This is a genomic window from Pseudarthrobacter sp. NPDC092202, assembly GCF_044755505.1.
Classification (GTDB): domain Bacteria; phylum Actinomycetota; class Actinomycetes; order Actinomycetales; family Micrococcaceae; genus Arthrobacter.
On sequence record NZ_JBIVRG010000002.1, the window covers coordinates 478,511 to 499,066 of the forward strand.

At 65.1% G+C, this 20,556-nt stretch carries 21 protein-coding genes and 1 pseudogene; 13 read left to right on the forward strand and 9 right to left on the reverse strand.

Annotated features, from left to right (window positions below; all coding sequences use genetic code 11):
* The first annotated feature begins 93 nt into the window (after positions 1-93).
* The 5 genes from ACIQF4_RS05620 (at position 94) to ACIQF4_RS05640 (ending at position 6,038) form a co-directional block, all read left to right on the forward strand.
* On the forward strand, positions 94-1,116 hold the full coding sequence (locus ACIQF4_RS05620; protein WP_400514436.1) for a LacI family DNA-binding transcriptional regulator: 1,023 nt from the start codon (positions 94-96) through the stop codon (positions 1,114-1,116).
* Between the two features lie 137 nt (positions 1,117-1,253).
* The gene (locus ACIQF4_RS05625; protein WP_400514438.1) at positions 1,254-2,546 is read left to right on the forward strand and encodes an ABC transporter substrate-binding protein; all 1,293 of its coding nucleotides are present in this window, start codon (positions 1,254-1,256) and stop codon (positions 2,544-2,546) included.
* Between the two features lie 72 nt (positions 2,547-2,618).
* Complete coding sequence (locus tag ACIQF4_RS05630) at positions 2,619-3,596, forward strand: carbohydrate ABC transporter permease (protein ID WP_400514440.1); 978 nt, start codon at positions 2,619-2,621, stop codon at positions 3,594-3,596.
* A 1-nt stretch (position 3,597) separates the two neighbouring features.
* Positions 3,598-4,476, forward strand: coding sequence for a carbohydrate ABC transporter permease (locus ACIQF4_RS05635; protein WP_400514442.1), 879 nt, complete (start codon positions 3,598-3,600; stop codon positions 4,474-4,476).
* 2 nt (positions 4,477-4,478) lie between these two features.
* Positions 4,479-6,038 (forward strand): glycoside hydrolase family 32 protein, encoded by a 1,560-nt coding sequence (locus ACIQF4_RS05640; protein ID WP_400514444.1) that lies wholly within the window; start codon positions 4,479-4,481, stop codon positions 6,036-6,038.
* A gap of 38 nt (positions 6,039-6,076) precedes the next feature.
* On the opposite strand, the gene ACIQF4_RS05645 is transcribed toward ACIQF4_RS05640, so the two are convergent.
* The 5 genes from ACIQF4_RS05645 to ACIQF4_RS05665 all read right to left on the reverse strand — a co-directional run bounded on the left by ACIQF4_RS05645 (position 6,077) and on the right by ACIQF4_RS05665 (position 10,062).
* Positions 6,077-7,237, reverse strand: coding sequence for an alpha/beta fold hydrolase (locus ACIQF4_RS05645; protein ID WP_400514446.1), 1,161 nt, complete (start codon positions 7,235-7,237; stop codon positions 6,077-6,079).
* Positions 7,237-7,509, reverse strand: a complete 273-nt coding sequence (locus ACIQF4_RS05650) for a hypothetical protein (RefSeq protein ID WP_066276524.1) — start codon at positions 7,507-7,509, stop codon at positions 7,237-7,239. The genes ACIQF4_RS05645 and ACIQF4_RS05650 overlap by 1 nt, the downstream gene beginning before the upstream one ends.
* Positions 7,510-7,581: 72 nt before the next feature.
* The gene (locus ACIQF4_RS05655) at positions 7,582-8,070 is read right to left on the reverse strand and encodes a hypothetical protein (RefSeq protein WP_400579856.1); all 489 of its coding nucleotides are present in this window, start codon (positions 8,068-8,070) and stop codon (positions 7,582-7,584) included.
* A 180-nt stretch (positions 8,071-8,250) separates the two neighbouring features.
* Complete coding sequence (locus ACIQF4_RS05660) at positions 8,251-9,072, reverse strand: nuclease-related domain-containing protein (protein WP_400514450.1); 822 nt, start codon at positions 9,070-9,072, stop codon at positions 8,251-8,253.
* 168 nt (positions 9,073-9,240) lie between these two features.
* Positions 9,241-10,062, reverse strand: coding sequence for a hypothetical protein (locus ACIQF4_RS05665; protein WP_400514452.1), 822 nt, complete (start codon positions 10,060-10,062; stop codon positions 9,241-9,243).
* Between the two features lie 573 nt (positions 10,063-10,635).
* On the opposite strand from ACIQF4_RS05665, the gene ACIQF4_RS05670 reads away from it, so the two are divergent.
* On the forward strand, positions 10,636-11,208 hold the full coding sequence (locus ACIQF4_RS05670; protein ID WP_400514453.1) for a hypothetical protein: 573 nt from the start codon (positions 10,636-10,638) through the stop codon (positions 11,206-11,208).
* Here ACIQF4_RS05670 and ACIQF4_RS05675 read toward each other — a convergent pair.
* A complete protein-coding gene (locus tag ACIQF4_RS05675) occupies positions 11,201-12,067 on the reverse strand; it encodes a hypothetical protein (RefSeq protein WP_400514455.1) in 867 nt (288 codons plus the stop codon). The genes ACIQF4_RS05670 and ACIQF4_RS05675 overlap by 8 nt on opposite strands.
* Positions 12,051-13,817: an FAD-dependent oxidoreductase gene (locus ACIQF4_RS05680; protein ID WP_400514457.1), complete on the reverse strand. Its 1,767-nt coding sequence runs from the start codon at positions 13,815-13,817 to the stop codon at positions 12,051-12,053. Before ACIQF4_RS05680 ends, ACIQF4_RS05675 begins: the two co-directional genes overlap by 17 nt.
* Before the next feature lie 244 nt (positions 13,818-14,061).
* Between ACIQF4_RS05680 and ACIQF4_RS05685 the strand changes: the two are divergent.
* The 3 genes and pseudogenes from ACIQF4_RS05685 (at position 14,062) to ACIQF4_RS05695 (ending at position 16,345) form a co-directional block, all read left to right on the forward strand.
* Positions 14,062-14,423 (forward strand): annotated as a pseudogene (locus tag ACIQF4_RS05685) (UBP-type zinc finger domain-containing protein).
* 143 nt (positions 14,424-14,566) lie between these two features.
* Entirely contained in the window at positions 14,567-15,733 is a 1,167-nt protein-coding gene (locus ACIQF4_RS05690) for a cytochrome P450 (protein ID WP_400514459.1), read from the forward strand.
* Between the two features lie 141 nt (positions 15,734-15,874).
* Positions 15,875-16,345 (forward strand): hypothetical protein, encoded by a 471-nt coding sequence (locus ACIQF4_RS05695; protein WP_400514461.1) that lies wholly within the window; start codon positions 15,875-15,877, stop codon positions 16,343-16,345.
* 11 nt (positions 16,346-16,356) lie between these two features.
* Here the strand turns inward: ACIQF4_RS05695 and ACIQF4_RS05700 are convergent, their stop codons facing one another.
* On the reverse strand, positions 16,357-16,518 hold the full coding sequence (locus ACIQF4_RS05700) for a hypothetical protein (protein WP_400514463.1): 162 nt from the start codon (positions 16,516-16,518) through the stop codon (positions 16,357-16,359).
* Between the two features lie 286 nt (positions 16,519-16,804).
* Here ACIQF4_RS05700 and ACIQF4_RS05705 point away from each other — a divergent pair, with 286 nt between their 5' ends.
* The 4 genes from ACIQF4_RS05705 (at position 16,805) to ACIQF4_RS05720 (ending at position 19,437) form a co-directional block, all read left to right on the forward strand.
* Positions 16,805-17,326 (forward strand): hypothetical protein, encoded by a 522-nt coding sequence (locus tag ACIQF4_RS05705; RefSeq protein WP_400514465.1) that lies wholly within the window; start codon positions 16,805-16,807, stop codon positions 17,324-17,326.
* Between the two features lie 72 nt (positions 17,327-17,398).
* On the forward strand, positions 17,399-18,091 hold the full coding sequence (locus ACIQF4_RS05710; protein WP_400514467.1) for a histidine phosphatase family protein: 693 nt from the start codon (positions 17,399-17,401) through the stop codon (positions 18,089-18,091).
* A gap of 24 nt (positions 18,092-18,115) precedes the next feature.
* Positions 18,116-18,670, forward strand: a complete 555-nt coding sequence (locus ACIQF4_RS05715; protein WP_400514468.1) for a DUF3090 domain-containing protein — start codon at positions 18,116-18,118, stop codon at positions 18,668-18,670.
* Positions 18,670-19,437, forward strand: a complete 768-nt coding sequence (locus ACIQF4_RS05720; protein WP_400514471.1) for an SCO1664 family protein — start codon at positions 18,670-18,672, stop codon at positions 19,435-19,437. The genes ACIQF4_RS05715 and ACIQF4_RS05720 overlap by 1 nt, the downstream gene beginning before the upstream one ends.
* 108 nt (positions 19,438-19,545) lie before the next feature.
* Here the strand turns inward: ACIQF4_RS05720 and nrdF are convergent, their stop codons facing one another.
* Positions 19,546-20,520, reverse strand: coding sequence for a class 1b ribonucleoside-diphosphate reductase subunit beta (nrdF, locus tag ACIQF4_RS05725; RefSeq protein ID WP_066276547.1), 975 nt, complete (start codon positions 20,518-20,520; stop codon positions 19,546-19,548).
* Positions 20,521-20,556 lie beyond the last annotated feature (36 nt).

Genomic DNA, 20,556 nt, shown 5'->3' on the forward strand with positions numbered 1-20,556 from the left:
AGCGGAATCCGCCAGAAAGCTTGACGGTTGCAAAACGTTTTGCATATAGTGATGCAAGCAACATACAAAACGTTTTGCAAAGGAACGAAGTCAATGGCGACAAAGGTAAACATCCGGGACGTGGCGAAAGCCGCAGGCGTCTCCGTAACAACTGTGTCGCATGCCCTGAGCGAAGCGCACAGCTCCCGGGTCAACGCCCGGACCGTGGAGCACATTAAAGCTGTGGCCGGCGATCTCGGCTACGCCCCCAACCGGATGGCAAGCGGGCTGCGCAACCAGCGCTCCCAGATCCTTGGCCTTGTCAGCGACGAAATCACCACCACCCCTTTTGCCGGCGCCATGATCCAGGGTGCGCAGGACGCCGCGTCCGAACACGGGCACCTGCTGATGGTGGTCAACTCCGGCCTGGACAACGAACTCGAGCGCCAGGAGATCCGGGCACTGCAGCAGCACCAGGTGGACGGCATCATCTTCGCGCGCATGTTCAACCAGCAGGTATCCGTTCCGGAGGAGCTCCGGGCAGTGCCCACCATCGTGCTGGATGCCACCTCGGACAACCCCGGGCTGTCCTCCGTGGTGCCGGACGAGTTTGGCGCCGGCGATTGTGCCGCCGAGCTGCTGGTGACGGCGGGGCACCGCAAGATCGCCATGATCAACAACGAGGACGATATTCCTGCCGCCCACGGGCGGCTCGCAGGATTCCGGGCCGGCCTGGACCGGCACGGGCTTCGGCTGCCCGAGGAGTTCCTCGTTGCGGGCCACCCCAGCACAGCGGGCGGCCGGGAGGCGGCGCTGGACCTGCTGTCAAGGAAGGAGCGTCCCACCGCGCTGTTCTGCTTCAACGACCCGATGGCCATGGGCACGTACCAGGCCGCCGGCCACCTGGGCCTTCGCGTCCCGGAGGATGTTTCGGTGGTTGGCGTGGACAACCTTGAGCTCATCGCCGATGGGCTCTGGCCCGGCCTGTCCACCATGGCACTCCCCCACTACGAGATGGGCCGGTGGGCAGTCCTGAAGCTCCTCAACGAACTCGAAAACCCCGAAGCGCCCCGGACCCACGAAAAAATCCCGTGCCCCCTGGTTGAGCGGCAGTCCGTCGCTCCGCCCAAGGGCTGACCGGCACAGCCGGTCCAGCTACTGGCACCGCCACTCTCCACATCCCCCACAAAAACGGGAACGCAGCCGTTGCAGCGGCCGCGTTCCCTGCAGGACCCCGCATCAATCCCCCGCTGTCCAAGCAGAAAGACCGACCCATGAACAAGAAGCTCACCAGGATCCTGGCGACCAGCATAGCCGCTGCCGCCCTCACCGCCACCCTCGCCGGCTGCGGCAAAGGCAGCGCCTCCTCTTCCACGGAAGGATCCGGCGAAATTGCCCTCTGGACCCACAACGCCGGCAACCCGGAGGAGCTGGCCGCGGTGCAGGGAATCGTCGATTCCTACAACAGCAGCCAGGACAAAGTGAAGGTCAAAGTCCAGGCCTTCCCCCAGGACTCCTACAACGACTCCGTGGTCTCCGCGGCCGCCGCCGGCAACCTCCCCTGCATTGTGGACATCGACGGCCCGAACGTGCCCAACTGGGCCTGGGCCGGGTACCTGGAACCCCTCGAACTGGGCACGGACCTGTCCAAGCACCTGCCCAGCACCGTGGCTGAATGGGATGGCAAGCCCTACGCCGTGGGCTACTACGACGTCGCCCTGGCCATGATGGCCCGCGCCTCAGACCTGGAGGCGGCAGGTGTCCGGGTTGCCACAATTGAACAGCCCTGGACCAAGGAAGAGTTCCAGGACGCCCTCACCAAGCTCAAGGCCCTGGGCAAGTGGGAGCACCCGCTGGACCTCGGCACGGCCGGCACCGGTGAATGGCTCCCCTACGCCTACTCCCCCTTCCTGCAGTCTTTCGGCGGCGACCTGGTGAACCGCGACGGTTTCCAGAGTGCCGAGGGTGAGCTGAACGGTGACGAAGCAGTGGAGTGGGCCAACTGGTTCCACGGGCTTGCCGACGAAGGGTTCATGGCCAAGAAGAGCGGCAAGGATTCCACCCAGGACTTCCTGAACAACAAGAGCGCCATCGTGTACACCGGCTCATGGGCTGCGGACAAGGCCAAGGAGACCCTCGGTGACGACCTTGTGGTCATGCCGCCGGTGGACCTCGGCCAGGGCCCGAAGATCGGCGGCGCATCCTGGCAGTGGGGCGTCACCAGCGGCTGCACCGATACCGGCGCAGCCATGGACTATCTGGCGTACTCGCTGAAGCCGGAAAACATCGCCGCGGTGGCCAAGGCCACCGGCGCCATTCCGGCCAGCGAAGCGGCTGCGGCCCAGATTCCCAGCTTTGCCGAGGGCGGTGCCAACCGGATCTTCATGGACTTCTCCCGGGAATACGCCGTCATGCGTCCTGAAACACCCGCCTACCCCTTCATTGCCACCGAGTTCGGCAAGGCCACCCAGGACATCCTGAACGGGGCCGACCCCCAGTCCACGCTGGACAGCGCCGTGAAGGCGATCGACGCCAACATCAAGTCCAACGGCGGCTACAAGAACTAGCCGGAGCACGCCGGATGGTGCGGCGCCGCAACGCGCCGCAAACACCCGGCAGCCCGATCTACGGAGACCCCCATGGCAACTGCTTCCCTTCCCACACGCCCAAGTCCAGCCACGCCGGAAACTGCCCCGCCGCCGTCGAACGCGAAAGGCAAGGCCCCCAAGGCCCACAGCCGCCCCGGCTTCCGCCGCGAGCAGCTCAGCGGGTGGGGCATGATCGCTCCGGCGGCAGTTCTGCTGCTGGCCTTCATCTTCATCCCGGCCATCCTCGGCTTCGGCCTGGCCTTCACCAACGCACGCCTCATCTCGCCCCGTCCGGTCGAGTTCGTGGGCGTGGACAACTTCGCCCGCCTCTTCTCGGACCCCACGTTCTACCGGGCCCTGCTCAACGTCGCCTACTTCACCGTCGTGATTGTGCCGGTGCAGTCCGGCCTGGCCCTGGTGATGGCGCTGCTGATCAACAAGAAGTTCCGGGGCGTCAATTTCTTCCGAACCGTGTACTTCGTCCCCGTGGTCACCTCCATGGTGGTGGTGTCGCTGCTGTGGCTGTTCATGTACCGCAAGGACGGCCTGATCAACGAGATCCTCTCCGCGGTCAGCTTCGGCCTGATCGACGGCCCGGACTGGCTCGGGGACCCGAACACGGCAATGCCGGCCATCATCATCCTGTCCATCTGGCAGGCAGCCGGCTTCCACATGATCATCTGGCTGGCCGGACTCCAGGGCATCTCCGGCGAACTGTACGAGGCCTCGCAGCTGGACGGCACCAGCCGCTGGCAGCAGTTCCGCTATGTCACCTGGCCCGGGCTGTTCCACACCCGCAGCCTGGTCCTCGTGACCATCACCATCCAGGCCCTTGGCCTCTTCGACCAGATCAGCGTGATGACCCAAGGCGGTCCGATGGACTCGACCACCACCATCATTTACGAGGCTGTCCAGTCCGGCTACCGGCAGCAGGAAACCTCCTACGCCTCGGCGATTTCGCTGGTGTTCTTCGTCCTCGTCCTGACCGTCTCCGCGGTGCAGCGCCACCTCACGCGGGAGAAAGACTGACATGAAAAACCAAGTACTCCTCAAAAGTGCCGGCACCATGCTGGTGCGCATCCTCTTCGCGGTGGTCGCAGCGTTCCCCATCGTCTTTATGCTGGTGTCCTCGCTGAAGCCGGACCAGCAGATCTTCGGCGACATGTCCTCCCTGGCAGCGTTCCTGCCGGTGGGCAACATCTCCCTCGACAACTACACAGCCGTCTTCGACCGCGTCCCGGCAGCCCGGTTCCTGCTCAACTCTGTGGGCGTCTCAGCCGTCACCGTCATCCTGGGGATCTTCGTCAACAGCCTCTGCGCCTTCGCCCTGTCCCGGATGCAGGTCCGTGGAAAGAAGATCGTTTTCACTGCGATCCTGGCCACGCTGATCGTGCCCTTCCAGACCCTCGCCCTGCCGCTCGTGTGGTGGGTCAACCAGCTCCCCTACTTCGAACTGAACGGCTTCAGCCTGGAATTCTCCAAGGGCTGGCTGGACACCTACCAGGTCCAGATCATCCCGTTCATCGCCAACGCCTTCTCCATCTACCTGTTCCACCAGTACTTCGAGTCCATCCCCAAGGAACTGGACGAGGCCGCACGCATCGACGGCGCCGGCTGGTTCAAGATCTACCGCCAGGTGGTCATGCCGCTCTCCGGACCGGCCACCGCCACCGTGGCCATCCTGACGTTCCTCCCGGCCTGGAACTCCTACCTCTGGCCCCTCATGGTGGTTCAGTCCGAGGAGCTGCGCCCGGTGATGATCGGCATCCAGTACTTCTTCCAGCTGAACGTCTCGTGGGGCGAGGTCATGGCGTACGCGTCCCTCATCACGGTTCCGGTGGTGGTGCTCTTCATCGCCTTCCAGCGATCGTTCGTCAACAGCATCGCCTCCAGCGGCGTGAAGGGCTGAGCATGGAGGTATTGACGACGACGGCCGGGGCACCGTCCGCTTCCGCCACAGGGACCGCCGGTCCCGCCACTCCAGCCAGTTCCGCCGCGGACCCGTTCCGGCCCGAGTGGCACTTCACCTCAGAACGGAACTGGCTGAACGATCCCAACGGGCTGGTGTACCTGAACGGCACGTACCACCTCTTCTACCAGCACAACCCGTTCGGCCCGGACTGGGGCAACATGTCCTGGGGCCACGCAACCTCCCGCGACCTGCTCTCTTGGGAAGAGAGGCAGGTGGCCATCCCGTGCGACGAGCGTGAGGCCATCTTCTCCGGCTCGGCCGTGTTTGACGAGCACAACACCAGCGGGCTGGGCACTGCCGGCAATCCTCCGCTGGTGGCCATTTACACCAGCGCCTACAGTGGCTCCTCGCCGCTGGCCGGCCGCCAGGCGCACTCGCTGGCGTACAGCCTCGACGAGGGCGCCACCTGGACCAAGTACTCCGGCAATCCCGTCCTGGACCGGGCGTCCGCTGACTTCCGGGACCCGAAGGTTTTCCGGTACGACGGCGGTGCCGGCAGTTACTGGGTCATGGTCGCCGTTGAGGCGGTGGAGCGCCAGGTGGTCCTGTACAAGTCGGCGAACCTTAAGAACTGGGAGCACCTCAGCACGTTCGGACCTGCCAACGCCACCGGCGGGGTCTGGGAGTGCCCGGACCTCTTCGAACTGCCCGTGGACGGGAATCCGGCGGACAGCCGGTGGGTCCTTATTGTGAACATCAACCCTGGCGGCATCGCCGGCGGCTCGGCGGGGCAGTACTTCCTGGGAGAGTTCGACGGCGTGGCGTTCCGTTCCGAATCCACCGTCACCGAGGGCCTCCAACAGGACGGCAGCCTCATGCGGGAGTACGGCTGGCTGGACTGGGGCCGCGACTACTACGCTGCGGTCTCCTTCAGCGGGATCGCTGACGGCCGGCGGATCATGATCGGCTGGATGAACAACTGGGACTATGCCGGCTCCACACCCACCGGCGGCTGGCGAAGCGCGATGTCGCTGCCGCGGGAAGTCTCGCTGGCCAGGCTGGACGGAAAAGTGGTGCTGCGCCAGGCTGCCATCGATCCTTTCGAAGGGGCGATATCACCCGGCGTCCGCTGCGGCCCGCGGCCCTTGCCTCCTGGTGTCCTCGAGCTTCCGGCCTCAGCAGCCGTTGCCCGTATTGACGTCGAATTCGAGCCGGGCACAGCAAACAGCGTGGGGCTGCTGGTCCGGGCTGGCGGAGCGGAACGCACCGTCCTCAGCTACGACGTGGAGGAGGGCTTGCTCCGCCTGGACCGGCGGGAGTCGGGACAGGCCGGCTTCCACCACACCTTCCCTTCCGTCGAAGCCGTCGCGGTGCCGCTGCACGATGGCCGCCTCCGCCTGAGGATCCATCTGGACCGCTGCTCAGTGGAGGTCTTCGCCCAGGACGGGCTCGCCACCATCACGGACCTTGTGTTCCCTGCAGAGGCGAGCACGGCCCTGGCGGTCTTCGCGGAAGGTGAGGGCGCGCACCTCGTGGCGCTCGACGTCGTCGGACGCTGAAACGGGGAGGTGGTCCCGGTGTTCGGGACCGCCTGTCCTCAGGCTGGGGACGTTTCGGCTGAGCTCGTGTCAACGGCCCGCAGCCAGGTGGTCAGGACCCCGCAGGCGAGCTCGAGGTTTCCCATCTGGCAGTGCTGGTCGGCGTGCTCGGCCCGGGTGAAGGTGCGCGTGGTGACGCTTCGGGCAGCCACCAGCGCCTTCGCCTGCGCCCGGGCCAGCGCCGGCGGCTGGAAGGCGTCATGTTCGCCGCACATCAGCAGCACGTCCTGGCTCACCCGGCCGCTGCCCAAGTGCTCCTTGTTCATTCCCAGGAACCACTCGGCGACGTCCGCCGGATCGTCGCTGTCCAGCATGTACAGCACCTGGTCCACCACTGCACGGAGGGTTGGAAACAGCCGGGCACGGGTGCGTACGCTCCACCGCATGAAGCCGCGGCGCCGCACCATGGCACGGATCGGGCCGCGCGCCACGCGCGGCACCCTGTAAAGCCAGTCATATACCGGCGGCCAGGCCACGACGCGTTGGATGCGGGGCTCGCGTCCTGCGGCACGCAATGCCCAGTACCCGCCCATCGAGATGCCCACCAGGGCAGCCTGGCCGAGCCGGAAGTGGTCCAATACCGCCCCCACCGGCTTTTCCCAGTCGTGGTCGAAGGTGAGCCCGTTCAGTGTCCGGGCACCGCCTTGGCCCGGCCCTTCGAAGGCAATCACGTGGAATCCGGCGGCCGCGATCCGCTGGCAGATGGGGAAGAATTCCTCGATCAGGGAGTCGAACCCGCCGTGCAGCAGCACCGTGCCGCCGGTTCGTGTGCCGGATGCCGGAAGCGCATAGGCCGGCAGCGACGCCCCGCCGTAGGGGATGCTGTGCCGTGTCAGTCTGGCACCGAATGCCGTGTCAAAGAGCTGCAGGTAGCGGCGGTAGCGGTCCGCTTTCTCCACTGACCGTGGCGGCGTGAAGAACTCCGCGATCCTGGCGTAACCTGCTGCCTGCCGGTGCCGGTCCTCGGCTGCGGCCCGATTGGACAAGCCCTCGAACACGGCGGCACAGTCCTCCATCCGCCGTATGGATGTGGCAGCGCCGAGCAGCTCATCCCGGTCCGCAAAGCCCAGGGCATGGGCACGGTTGAGTTGGTAGTTGATGAAGTCCCGCCGGTGGAACCGTTCGAATCCCACCGGCAAGACCACAAGCTCTGGGCTCATCACTGCCCAGCTTGTGTGGTTCCAAACATCAGGGTCCGCCGCCGCACATCGTAGTAGACGGTGTCTGACCGTTTCAGGAGGCCATGGAGGACCTCGGCATCTTCGGCGTCGAGCGTGAGCACTTCTTCCCAGGCCCCTTGGTCGAGGACCAGCTGAAGGGTCCACGTACCAGGCTTTCCTGCGTCTCCGGCCACCCAGCTGAACTGGTAATGGTTGACCTGCCGGACTTGGATGCTGTCATCTGTGATCGGTTGTTTTGGCGTGGGGCTCATGGTCCCCTCCTCGTTTCGCTGTGGCGGGCCCGCTGCATAAGCCAAGCACCAATCTAGACCTGGTGTACCTCATCATCCAGAGCCGATTGATTCAGCCCGGTCGCGGAGGTTCAGCAGCATTTTGCGCATCATCCAGAAGTCGCCGAACTCAAGCAAGAGGGAGAAAGCGATAGTGGGCGAGAGCCACCGGTACCGCGAACGCACACGGCTGATCAACCGCGTTGAGCCGTCCGAAATAGGGTCGAGCTGCCATGTCCAGGTGGTGTCTCCCGGGGTACCCCAGACCATGGACCTTGGAGCTTCAATCGCTTGGACTGGCATGCCGTGCTTGCCGTCGGGACTCATCGGCACGATGTCGCCCACGGCGAGCTTCTGGAGTTCGGGAATGATGCGGCGCGCGCTTGGACGGCCCAGGTTGTCGAGGATGTCGTAGCTGTACCAACCGGCCCGGGTAAGTCCGGCCTGGACCAGCCACGGCCAGATCTGCTCCGGTGGCGCGCCGACCGTGATGGCCCGCGTGGCGTTGAACGTTGGCCTCAGCACGAGGTCATCTCCGGGCAAAGCTCGCGAGACTTCTTCCGGCGTCGCACCCCAGTGGAGCTGCCAGGGACGCACAAACCGGGCGTAAGCGGCTATCGTAGCAGCGGATATGAGCACAACGCTCCAACGCAGGTGGGCTTGCATCACCCCAGTCTGTGCGGCACTCCCCTGCCGCATCCAGAGGCCAACGTCCCGGCTGGTTCAGGGTCCGCCGAGGCCCTGGAGGATTGCGGCGCCCCACTGTGCGCTGTTAGCCAGCATCACAAACCCGATGGCCGGAACGCCTAACGCCCAGGCTGCCTGCCGTTGTCGTGCCTGGTCCACAAGCAGCCGGAGGGCAGTGAAGCTGCGCTGAAGGGCCGGCAGATCGGTGGTGGCAGGAGGCTGCCGGCACCAGGTCCCCGGCCGGACGGCCGCCTCCGCGATTTGTGCCACCTGCTCCGCGCCCAGCACGGGCGGCAACTGGCGCAGCCAGGCAAGGAGCCGTGCATCCCTCACGACAGCCAAGCGCTCGGGCCGCGCTTTGATGGTTAGCTTCTTCGGGTTGACGATGACGACGACGCCGGTCACCTCGATAGGGAAGCCAGCCGCCGCGCTCAGAAGCTTTGCTGCCCGGGCGGCTTCGTGCGCAGAGCAAAGAAGGTGCCGTGTCCTCTTGCCCGCAACCAGGAGCGCCCGCCCCGCCACCCACACGGGCCGGCCGGAGTGGTTCTTGGTGTTCAAGGTAAAGACTCCCGCCGGCCCCACCAGCACGTGGTCTATATCCGCGGAGCCTGTGCCCACCGGCACTGCATGCAGGACCAGCCACTCGGGACCGAGCCCCTCAAGGATCTGCCCGACGGCGATCTCGCCGAGCGCTCCTTTGTACCACGTGATGGTTTCCGGTCTGAGCGGGCTGGCACCAAAGACCCGCTGCAGCCAGTTGCGGGGCGGAACGCGGCTTTGGAGCGCCATCAGCTCTTCAAGCACTGCCTGCCCGGGAACCCGCTCGCCCAACAGCAGTGGTGTGGCATCAGCGCCCATGGCCGTCTCCCAAACTTTCGGATGCTGGACAGCGTAGATCCGGAAGGGTTCGAAAAACAGCGGCTGACGGCCCGGTTCCTGAATGCTTCCGGAATATTGACAGGACGTTGAGCACTTCTTGCGGAAGCGTGAATTATCAACGCTTCGCAGCCTCCCGCCACGTCCCTTCTAGGGCAGCCCGTCCGCCGCGCCGAGCCCGCGCCTGGCCACAACGTACCCCCACAGCAACAGCGCGTGTGGACGCGTTCCCCGCCAGCTTAAGGGGACAGAAAAGCCGTCCCGCTCCACAACAGTGGCCGACCAACGGCGGCGTACCAGCCCGGGCCGGCGGAGCCGGAGATTGCCGAGGTAGGCATACGGGATCCACCGCCCTGCGTGTTGCTTGGCAAGCCTGACAGCACGCGCCGGCGTCACGGTGGCGCGCTGAAAGCGGGGATTCTCGCCCTGGTCCAACGGACCGTGCGGGATGGTTCCAGCGGGCAGGATAAGGATGCCGTTCATGTTGACCCACACTTGAACCCGCCGGCCACCGCTGGCGGCGTCCCCGCAAACCAGCCGGCACAGGTCATCATCCTCTTCAGGTTCCACCGGCTGCGGCGGATGGGACATAGTTGCTGAGATGTCCGGGGTGGCGCCGCCTCCGGCCGGGACATCCAGCTGCTCCGCGACAGAGGGATCATGCGCCCTGGCGTTGGCAGCTGCGACAGCCTGCATCACGGCTGCGCGCAGTCCATCAGCGCACAACCGGGGCGCGTCAACGGCGAACACCTCCCGATCGAGCTGGACGACCGAGCGGACGCCGGCCTGCCCGCCCAGGAGTTCGGCCAGATCGTCGTGGTCGGGGCGGACAAGCAGGCCAACTTCATCGCCCAGGCCCACCTGCCAGGTGTGACCGGCAATCTCGGGTTCGGCCTCGAGCTCCACATCGATCCAGTTCGCCAGCTCCGCCGCACCAACCGGACTGAGATCCTCCCCTGCAATGCACGGCACGAGGAGTCCCAAACGGTGCAGAACATCAGTGGTGTGGGCAGTACAGTCATGCTTGTTCAGTCGGTGCTGCACCATCAGGCTCCCCCAGGATTAGTTCGGGCCAGGACCTGGACCGCCCCCAACGGCTGGTTCCCGGTTCGCTTCCTGGGTCCGCATCGAGATGTCATCGAATAAGCCGGTTTCGACGTGAGTTCGATAGTAAGCCATCTCACCTGGGACGATGCGGTTCCCGGACCAAAAGTTCTAATCCGGCACCTGGGCACGGTGCCGTGGTGCATCTGCGCCGTGGCAGCCGCGTCCGTTCCAAAGGGACCTTGGGCTCTGGGTTCCGGGCCGGCCGGGCCGTAGTCTCCGTGGCGGTGTCCACCGTTTCCGTAGGGTCCCCGGACGCCACTTACCGTAGGAGACAGGAAGATGCTTCCACTTCCAACCCCGGACCACCGCAGAACGGCGCGCACTCCGGGGCGCTGGATTCCGGGAACCGTGGGGACTGCTGCAGCTGCCGGTGTCCTTACGCACGGCGTGCTGCCCCGTATTTTAGGCAAGTGGGGTGCTGCCGGGTCAGAAGTAAGTATGCCCCTTCCAGGCGATCACCTGATCCCTGAACCCGGCTCCGTGCAGACGATGGCCGTGACCATCGCCGCGCCGCCCGGGCAGGTCTGGCCGTGGCTGGTGCAGATGGGGGTTGACCGGGCTGGACTGTACTCGTACACGTGGGTTGAGAACGGGCTGCTGCATTTGGGCGTCACCAACGCAGACCGGATCCACCCGGAGTGGCAGGACCTCGCAGTAGGCGACATTATTGCCTTCACGCCCGCGCGTTACCCCGGAGGGCGTATGGGGCCCCGGGTGGTGGAGTTGGAGAGGGAGCGGCACCTCGTTCTCGACGCAAGCCCGGGCGCCCCGGCAGGCACGGTAACCGGCACGTGGCAGTTTATCCTCCACGCTGCCGACGACGGCGGGACGCGGCTGCTGCTGCGCACACGCTGCGGTCCGGACCGGCCCGCAGTGCTGCACTTCCTGGATTTCCTGCTTCAGCCGGCCTACCTGGTCATGGACCGCGCGATGCTGTTGGGCATCAAGCAGCGCGCTGAGCAGGGGACGCAAAAGAAGGAGCAAGCCGGGGCGGGAAGCCTGCTCACCTAACTCCTGCCCGGACCCGCGGCGAACGGGACAGAGCGAGTGCCCATCCACCGGCCACCCCAATGGCAAGCAGTACCGCGACAAAGCCGATCGCCTGCGCGCTCGTCCATGCCAGGGCACCTCCATACCGCAGCAGGGCAAGCGCCTGCAGAATGACGAAGGCAACCGAGGTCAGTGCCACGGGGCGGACAGTGCGGAGGTCGCCGCTGAGCTGGCCCTGCGCGGCGGACCACCCAAGGCCGACCAGCCACGCCCCAACCGCCCTCGCTGTGAGCTCGGACAGTGTCCACGGCCACCAAGCCGCAGCATAGGCGGGTACTGCCAGGAGCGCCACGCCATAGATCAGCAGAACCCCGGCAATTGCCACCATGAGCAGGCGGAGCGCAGGGGGCAGTACCGGCCGTCCCGCCGTCACGGACCCTGGGACGCTACGCAGGGCGCGGATCTGAATCCAGCTGACCACCAGCATGGCCACGGGCACGATTGCATAGATTGCCAGCCACGCCCAGGTGGCTACCTGCGCAAGGGGACCACTGTCCGGCGACAGGTGGAAGCGGTCAAGGTGCAGCAGGGTGACTCCGAGAGTAAGCGTGGTAAAGACGAACACGGGCCAGACTGCCAGCCTCGCTGAGTCCCAACTCGCTGACCGGGCACCCGTCACCTCCAGGCCGGCGGCGGACCAGTATGCCGCCCCAAGGAAGACTGCGGTCATGGGCGGATTGACTGTCCACGCGAACCATTCCGCCGTCCGCAGCGGAAACACGAACAGCACCAGTCCGGCAAGAAAGACCAGGAATGCGGCGGCGTAGAGCAGCCGCCGCATTGCCGGAATCAACGGTGTGGCCTCAGCTGAAGCGGACATCACCAGGCAACTCCTCGTGTACGGCTTCCCCAGCAGGAGCAGCCGGCGAAGCGGGAAGGGGGTGCTCGGCCAGATAAGTGTGGAGCATCGAGACCACGGTGGCGCCATCTCCCACGGCGGTGGCTACCCTTTTGATCGAACCGGCCCGCACGTCCCCGATCGCGAATATGCCGGGCATGCTGGTTTCCAGCGCCAGCGGAGGCCTGTCCGGCCTGACGGACCCGGTGGCAATGGCATCCCGGTTGGTCCCCGTGCGCAGAAAACCGGCCGGGTCGCGCTCCACTGTGTCGGGCAGCCAGGAGGTCCGAGGCACCGATCCGATGAGAACGAACAAGCCGCCCGCTTCGATCTCCTCGGCCGGGAATGCGTCGGGGGCTCCGGCTGCCCCCACTTTGACAGCGGCAAGGAATCCGTCCCGATCACGGGCCCCCGCTATCACGGCCCCATAGCGGATCGCCACGTTTCGGGTGGCCTCAAGCTGGGAGATGAGGTATTCGGACATACTGACCGACAGAGTGGGTCCGCGAACCAGCAGCGTCACCTTCTTCGCGAACTTTGCGAGGTGCAGGACCGCCTGTCCGGCCGAGTTGCCGCCACCCACAACGCAGACGTTTTTTCCGGCCATCGACGGCGCCTCCGAGACTGTGGCTCCGTAAAAGACGCCCCTGCCCACCAGATCCTCGAGCTGGGGTATGCCAAGGCGGCGGTAGTCCACGCCGGTGGCAACCACCACTGTGCGGCACCGCACCACGCTGCCGTCGGAGATCGACACAGCGTACAGGGCACCATCCGCGTCCAGACCTTCCACCTTCCGTAAGAACAGGAAGTCCGTGCCCAAAGTCCAGGCCTGGTGGAACGAGCGGTAGGCCAGGTGGGCGCCACTCACACCGCGGGAGAAGCCAGGGTAGTTGCGGATCAACGAGCTGGTGCCGGCCTGGCCGCCCACTGCTTCCCCCTCCACCACCAGGGTGGCGAGGCCCTCGGAGGAGGCATATACGGCGGTGGCAAGGCCGGAAGGACCGGCGCCCACAACCACCACATCGAAGATCTTGTCCGCCGGTGGCGGTCGCGTCACCCCCATCGCTTCGGCGATCTCCAGGTCACTGGGATTCTGGAGGACAATTGGTGACGCGGTGAACTCCAGCACCAGGACCGGCAGCACCGGGTCGCGGAGGCCCAGGCTCTCCAGTGTCCGTTCCGCGGTCTCGGAGCCGGCAGGGTGGAAGCCCACGGGGATGTGGTTTCGGCTCAGCGAGTCGCGCAGCGCATGGGTTCTTTCGTCGCCTATCCCCCCGATCAGCCGGACCGCCTCGAACCCAACCCCTTGGGCCAGGTGCCAGTCGTCCAGGGCGTCGGTGATCGCCCCGTGGAATTCTTCGTCGCGCGGGCGTTCGGGACGGATGATCAGCAGTTCGGCATACCCCTGCCCGATCGCCCGGAAGACGGTGGGGGCGCTGGCGAAGTCACCCCAGGTCACCACAACCGCGCGCTTGGCGGCCGGATGAAAGCCGTAAGCACGGCGCAGGAAATCGAGGCCGCCGCGGTCGGCGGGTCCGTAGCACCCGAGGATGAGGGCCACCGGGCGGTTCCAGCGCCGAAGCCCCTCGAGCACAGCCCGCCCGTGGGCGTGGCCGGCGCAGGCCACCACCTCGTAGTCGGCACCGTAGCGCCGGCGTAATTCGTCTCCAAGAATGCGCCGGGTATCCGTGTCCGGGGTAGCAATCAGCATGATCGGAACCGAGTCATCCATGGCGGCCGTCTTTCCGGTTCAATGGTTCGGTGGCGCTCACGATACTCGCGGCGGGACACCAGGGACAAGGGGTCCTGCACGCCTCCGGGAAGGTCCTTCTCTACCGGGGCCGGGGTTGTATCGAACCCCGCCGGCGGCCAAGATTCCCTCATTCCAAAGATGCGGAGATTCTGCCAGAATGGCCTCGACGACGGGCTGGGAGGATGACCTGAACAGGACCGGAGCGATGGAAGTGGAGAACCCCATGGAGGACCGCCCTATCCCGGGAATCAGCCTTACCGCCGCACCCAGTGGAACAGGGTGCCTGGAGTGCCTCAGCGGTGACGGCCCAGGATGGTGGCTGCACCTTCGCCGCTGCGCCCATGCGGCCATATCGGATGCTGCGATTCGTCACCGTCACAGCATGCCAGTGCCCACGCGGGCACCTCCGGTCACCCCGTGATGAGGTCCTTTGAACCCGGGGAGGCCTGGTTCTACGAGCACACCACAAAGAAGTTCTTCCGCGGACCAAGGCTTCCGGATCCCCAATCCAGGCCACCCGAGCAGCCGGCACCTGCACCGGCAGACAAGGTACCGGCAGACTGGCGGGAGCGCCTGCACCAGTAGGCAGCGATACGGATTGAACCGGGCCACTGCGTGCTAATGACCCGGAAGCAGGCAGTGGCTAAAATCAAGGTTCAACGCTCCAACCGGTTGAGGCACGGGCGGCCGTGGAGCCGAAGAGTTCCAGGCGAGCAGAGAGGCCAGCCATGGATTTGACCGCGTCCCCCGAATATCAGCTCGACCCTTTCCCCTACTACGAACGCATGCGGGAAACTGCCCCCGTCTATTTCGACGAACAGTCGGGGAGTTGGCACGTATTCCGGTACGACGACGTTCAGCGGACACTGTCCGAATATGCAACGTTCTCGTCCCACATGGGCGGTGACGATGCTTCGGGGACGGGCCAATTGTTCGCCTCAAGCCTGATCGCTACAGACCCCCCAAGGCACAGGCAGCTGCGTTCCCTCGTCACGCAGGCGTTCACGCCCAAAGCGGTGGACGCTCTGGCGCCCCGCATTGCCGGGCTCACGGACGAGCTTCTGGAGGGAATCGCGGCCCGGGGCAGCGCCGACCTAATTGAGGAGTTGGCCTACCCGTTGCCGGTCATAGTGATTTCCGAACTCATGGGCATCCCCGCCCAGGACCGTGAGCGCTTCAAACAGTGGTCCGATATGATTATCAGCCAAACGCGGAGCGGGTCGGCCAGCGAGAACCATATTGCCGCAAACATGGAGATGACGCAGTACTTCCTGGCCCTGATCGACGAACGCAGGAGCCGGCCGGGACATGACCTGATCAGCACCCTGCTGGCAGCGGAGATTGACGGCCAAAAACTGACGGTGCCGGAACTGCTCGGGTTTTGCGCTTTGTTGCTCGTCGCAGGCAATGAAACCACAACCAATCTGATCGGCAACGCCGTTTTGTGCCTCATTGAGAACCCGGGCACCCTGGACCGCCTGCTGGGCGAACCCGCCCTGCTCCCCCAGGCCATCGAAGAGGTTCTGCGTTTTCGATCGCCGGTCCAGTCCATGTATCGGATGACTGTCGCGGAGGCAGACATGGGAGAAGTAGTGATTCCCGCCGGCGCACCGGTCGTGGCTTGGATAGGCTCCGCCAACCGCGACGAGCGGCAGTTCCAGCGGCCTGCCGAGTTCGATATAGACCGCGGCCAGAACCGCCATCTGGCATTCGGCCACGGCATTCACTTTTGCCTCGGTGCGCCCCTTGCCCGGCTCGAAGCCAGGATCGCGCTGGAGGCCCTGCTGTCCCGTTTGCCAGGACTCTCTCTGGATCAGGAAGCTCGCCTGGAACGAATGGAGAGCACGATCGTCTACGGACTGAAGGCACTCCCGGTGAGTTGGCAGACGGCCTGACCGGCAGGACCTGGTACGACCATGGGAGCGAGGGACAGGCGGCAGCTGGTTGCGCTTGCCGCGTGCTCGCTGCTCACTCTGGCGGGGTGCTCTTATGACTACCCTGAGCCGGGGTATCCGCCACCAGGTGGCACTGATTCATTGAACAAGCCAACCACTGCCCCTGATGCGTCGGCTGCGTCCCCGCCGGTTTATGTCGACCCGCTGGTCCTGGAGCGGGAGGTCAAGAACTATGGTGAGCTGGACCGGCTGCTCAAGGCAGTGCCGGGACCCGCCATCCTTTTTGAGGAAGGGCCACTGGATGGGCCGGTCAGGGGCTTTGGAGCAATGGAGAAGGTGCCGGCGGCCGGGGAGTACACCGTGACAGCTGCCTGTGTTGGTGCAACAAGGGCCAAGGTTTCCGTTGGCCAGGAGCACCCTGGCGCGCCCTTTCAGCCTCTGGAGCTCGCACTGGATTGTGCTGGGGCCGCTTCGAAAGTCATTGAACTCGAGCAGGGCTACGTTTTCGCGCACCTGGTCCTTCCCGGGCCCGGTGATACTCCGTGGACGGGGGCCGTTGGCGGGGTCCGTGTGACAGGCCCCGTCCCGGCAGCAGATGAAGGCGGACGGTAAAGTCCCACTGCTCACTCCGGCTGGTCCTCAAGGGAGGCGATGATACTGCCGCAGCCCTGGAAGAACATTCGGCGGCCAAGACCGCCGTCAGCCCAGATCCAGACAATTGAGTAGTCGCCCGCCATGGCATCCACGACGCCCGTGCCGGAAAGGCCGGCGTCCAGAAAGCTCACCCTCTCCCCTACTGTGAACCGGGGATGCCGGATCCTCTTCCGGCGCAGCCTCGTGTGGGAAGTTCCGGCTACCACGGGAAGACGCCTGCTGGCCGGGAGGTGAACACGTTCATGAAATTCCTTGGGTCGCGGGCGGTTCTGCCAGCTCATTACAACCCTGCCCGCTGCTCCCAGGTCACGCATACACGTGGTTGAATCACCATAACCGCATCTGTGGGACGCTGCACCGGGAACGCTTGTTTTTCGAATGTGACCGGCGAACACCTTCCAGCAATAGACTGCATCCATGAAAACGGGTTGGGGGATCCGGGTCGCCGCGCTGATTGCGCTCACGCTGCCGGCCGCCGGCTGCAGTACGGCGTGTCCCGCCATTGGCTACGTCAGCACCCTCGAAGTGACCGTTGAAGGCGGTGCGGAGGGGGTTGACGACGTCCAGCTGTGCACGGACGAGGGGTGCTCGGCGCCGGAACCCACTGCGGCCCCAGCCCCTTCCATCGCGGTCACTGACCATTGGGTACAGCTGCCCGGTGGAGAATTCTCCCCCGCACCCGGGCCAAGTGTCCCGCCGCCCACCTACCCCGACACCCGTTACATCGGCAGCAGGCAGGGCGAGGACACCTGGCGGTTTACCTTCATCCTTGGTCCGGTCCCAAGCCGTATCACCCTGCGCGCCCTCGCTGAGGACGGCCCGGTGCTTGCCGAGCAGGTGAACGATCTGGAGTGGACCAGGGAAGACCCCTTCAGTCCTTGCCCCGGCCCGGTCACTACTCCCCCGGTGGTCTTCTTGGTGGGTGCACTATCACCGTGAGCAAGCTGTGACCGGCAGATTTTGATGGGTCCGGGTGGGCGCTGCCATCGAGCGGGTGGATAGGCTGGGTCAATGGCGACAGTAATCCTCGTGCGGCACGGCCGCACCACAGCCAATGCCACTGGACTGCTGGCCGGCCGGGCTGCCGGCGTCAGCCTTGACCAGACTGGCCGCGAGCAGGCGGTTCTTACCGGAGAGCGGCTCGCGGCAGTGCCCTTGGCAGGGGTGGTATCGAGCCCCCTCGAGCGTTGTCAGCAAACCGCCCAGCTCATCCTCGACCGCCAGGCCGGCACTCCTTACGCACCGTTGGAACCCGATCTTACCGAGTGCGATTACGGCCAGTGGCAGGGCCGCACGCTCACTGATCTCGCAACCGAAGATCTGTGGGCTGCTGTGCAATCGCAGCCGTCCGCCGTCATCTTTCCCGGCGGTGAGTCCATGGCCGGGATGCAGGCTCGGGCGGTGGCAGCCATTCGACGCCACGATGCAGCCTTCGAAGCCGAGTACGGGCCAGGAGCCGTATGGGTCGCGGTCAGTCACGGTGACGTCATCAAATCAATCCTTGCCGACGCGCTGGGCATGCACCTCGACCTGTTCCAGCGCATCAACGTGAGCCCTGCCTCCGTATCGATCGTGCGCTACAGCGGCACCCGGCCAAGCGTTTACGCGACCAACACCGAGGCCGGGGACCTGTCGTGGCTGTCGAACGGCGTCCTCTCTGCCGACGCGCCGGTGGGCGGCGGTGCAGGGCAACAGGCGCCGTGAGGCGCCTGTGCCTAAAATGCTCTTATGCCTACACGTGTTCATGAGTTCGACTGGCCTGACCGGGTCGTCGTCGGCACCATTGGCCTTCCGGGCGCACGGACGTTCTACCTCCAGGTGCGGGCGGGGAACCAGATCGTCAGTATCGCCATGGAGAAGCAGCAGTCGGCCCTGCTCGCGGAGAAGATCGACGAAATCCTCGACCAGCTTCTCACCGTCGAGGGCAACCCTCACAGCGTTCCCACCGGTACTCCCATCGAACTGGTTGACAATGACGGGCTGGAGGCCGTTGAGGAGCAGTTTCGGACCGGCGCCATGGGCTTAGGGTGGGACCCTACGACGGCGCAGGTCGTGATCGAGGCCTACCCGATCACCGATGTCGATGCTGATAGTGACGACGAATCGCCAGATGAGGATGACGCCGAGGTGCCCGAAATGCTGCTGGTGCGGATGCCCGTGGGGACCGCCCGCGCATTTGCCAAGCGCACGCGGGAGGTTGTGGGCGCCGGGCGCCCCGCGTGCCCGCTCTGCGGTTACCCCGTAGACGCCGACGGGCACGTCTGCACTTTGCCCGAGGCCTGATGCCGGCGCCGGACCTGGTGGCGGCCGAGCTGACGCTCACCGGGCGCATTACGACGGCGTCGAACGCCACTTTCGTGGGCAGCATCGGCGACACCATGGTTGTCTATAAGCCGATAGCCGGGGAAAAACCGCTGTGGGATTTTCCTGACGGCGTCCTTGCCCACCGGGAGGTTGCCGCCTACCTGGTCTCGGAGGTCCTCGGCTGGAACGTGGTGCCCCGCACCTGGCTGCGGGATGGTCCGCTAGGCGAAGGGATGGTGCAGCTCTGGCAGGAGAGAGACCCCGACCAAAACGCTGTGGACCTCGTCGCGTCGGACGACGTACCGGAGACCGGCTGGAAACACGTCCTCGAGGGCCAGGATGAGACCGGACGGATGGTCGCGCTCATCCACGAGGATTCTGGGGCGCTCAGACGCATGGCGGTGTTCGACGTCGTCGTAAACAATGCCGACCGCAAGGGCGACCACATCCTTGCCATGCCAGACGGGCGCCGCCACGGCGTGGACCACGGGCTTACCTTTCACCGCGACAACAAGCTGCGTACGGTGCTGTGGGGCTGGCTGGGAGACGCCCTGACCATCGAGGAGCTTGAGGGCATCGACCGGGTCAGCGCAGGACTGGACGGTGAGCTGGGCCGAAACCTGGCAGACCTGATCAGCGCCGAAGAAATTGCGTCGCTCGCCGCGCGCTGCACCCGATTGCGCGCGGCGGGCCGGTTCCCCGCTCCAGGCGGTCAGATGTCGGCGGTGCCCTGGCCGCTGTTCTGAGCAGGAACCGCTGCTTCTGCAAAACGAGGCACAAAAGAGGCCCGAACCCGCGGATGCCGCGGGTCCGGGCCTTGACCAGCCCTTCGGACGGGCCTCAGACGGAAACTCTTAGAAGTCCCAGTCCTCATCTTCGGTGTTGACAGCCTTGCCGATCACGTAGGAAGAACCTGACCCGCTAAAGAAGTCGTGGTTCTCGTCAGCATTCGGAGATAGCGCCGAGAGGATGGCCGGGTTCACATCGGTGACGGACGCCGGGAACATGGCCTCGTAGCCCAGGTTCATCAGGGCCTTGTTGGCGTTGTAGTGCAGGAACTTCTTGACGTCCTCGGCCAGGCCAACACCGTCGTAGAGATCATGCGTGTACTGGACTTCGTTTTCGTACAGCTCAAAGAGCAGCTCGAACGTGTAGTCCTTGATTTCCTGGCGACGCTCCGGGGACACAGCCTCCAGGCCACGCTGGAACTTGTAGCCGATGTAGTAGCCGTGCACTGCCTCGTCGCGGATGATCAGGCGGATCAGGTCAGCCGTGTTCGTCAGCTTGGCGCGTGAGGACCAGTACATGGGCAGGTAGAAGCCCGAGTAGAACAGGAAGCTCTCCAGCAGGGTGGAGGCCACCTTCCGCTTCAGGGGGTCGTCGCCTTGGTAGTAATCCATGACGATCTGGGCCTTCTTCTGAAGGTTCTCATTCTCGGTGGACCAGCGGAACGCCTCGTCGATCTCCTTGGTTGAGGCCAGCGTGGAGAAGATGGAGGAGTAGCTCTTGGCGTGCACCGACTCCATGAACGCGATGTTCGTGTAGACGGCTTCCTCGTGCGGGGTGAGCGCATCCGGAATCAGGGAGACGGCGCCGACAGTTGCCTGCACAGTGTCCAGCAGGGTGAGGCCCGTGAACACGCGCATGGTGAGCTGCTGCTCGGCGGGCGTCAGCGTGTTCCATGACTGGACGTCGTTGGACAGCGGCACCTTCTCCGGCAGCCAGAAGTTGTTGACCAGTCGGTTCCAGACGTCCACGTCCTTGTCGTCCTGGATCCGGTTCCAGTTGATGGCCTCGACGTGGCTAAGCAGCTTGACCTTCTCGGTCATGTCATCCCCTAAGCGTTGGGTGGGTTTCTCTAAGTT

Coding starts and splice junctions, on each gene's coding strand:
- ACIQF4_RS05620 (WP_400514436.1), top strand. CDS start 94: ATGGCGACAAAGGTAAACATCCGGGACGTGGCGAAAGCCGCAGGCGTC.
- ACIQF4_RS05625 (WP_400514438.1), top strand. CDS start 1,254: ATGAACAAGAAGCTCACCAGGATCCTGGCGACCAGCATAGCCGCTGCC.
- ACIQF4_RS05630 (WP_400514440.1), top strand. CDS start 2,619: ATGGCAACTGCTTCCCTTCCCACACGCCCAAGTCCAGCCACGCCGGAA.
- ACIQF4_RS05635 (WP_400514442.1), top strand. CDS start 3,598: ATGAAAAACCAAGTACTCCTCAAAAGTGCCGGCACCATGCTGGTGCGC.
- ACIQF4_RS05640 (WP_400514444.1), top strand. CDS start 4,479: ATGGAGGTATTGACGACGACGGCCGGGGCACCGTCCGCTTCCGCCACA.
- ACIQF4_RS05645 (WP_400514446.1), bottom strand. CDS start 7,237: ATGAGCCCAGAGCTTGTGGTCTTGCCGGTGGGATTCGAACGGTTCCAC.
- ACIQF4_RS05650 (WP_066276524.1), bottom strand. CDS start 7,509: ATGAGCCCCACGCCAAAACAACCGATCACAGATGACAGCATCCAAGTC.
- ACIQF4_RS05660 (WP_400514450.1), bottom strand. CDS start 9,072: ATGGGCGCTGATGCCACACCACTGCTGTTGGGCGAGCGGGTTCCCGGG.
- ACIQF4_RS05670 (WP_400514453.1), top strand. CDS start 10,636: ATGCCCCTTCCAGGCGATCACCTGATCCCTGAACCCGGCTCCGTGCAG.
- ACIQF4_RS05675 (WP_400514455.1), bottom strand. CDS start 12,067: ATGTCCGCTTCAGCTGAGGCCACACCGTTGATTCCGGCAATGCGGCGG.
- ACIQF4_RS05680 (WP_400514457.1), bottom strand. CDS start 13,817: ATGGATGACTCGGTTCCGATCATGCTGATTGCTACCCCGGACACGGAT.
- ACIQF4_RS05690 (WP_400514459.1), top strand. CDS start 14,567: ATGGATTTGACCGCGTCCCCCGAATATCAGCTCGACCCTTTCCCCTAC.
- ACIQF4_RS05705 (WP_400514465.1), top strand. CDS start 16,805: ATGAAAACGGGTTGGGGGATCCGGGTCGCCGCGCTGATTGCGCTCACG.
- ACIQF4_RS05710 (WP_400514467.1), top strand. CDS start 17,399: ATGGCGACAGTAATCCTCGTGCGGCACGGCCGCACCACAGCCAATGCC.
- ACIQF4_RS05715 (WP_400514468.1), top strand. CDS start 18,116: ATGCCTACACGTGTTCATGAGTTCGACTGGCCTGACCGGGTCGTCGTC.
- ACIQF4_RS05720 (WP_400514471.1), top strand. CDS start 18,670: ATGCCGGCGCCGGACCTGGTGGCGGCCGAGCTGACGCTCACCGGGCGC.
- nrdF (WP_066276547.1), bottom strand. CDS start 20,520: ATGACCGAGAAGGTCAAGCTGCTTAGCCACGTCGAGGCCATCAACTGG.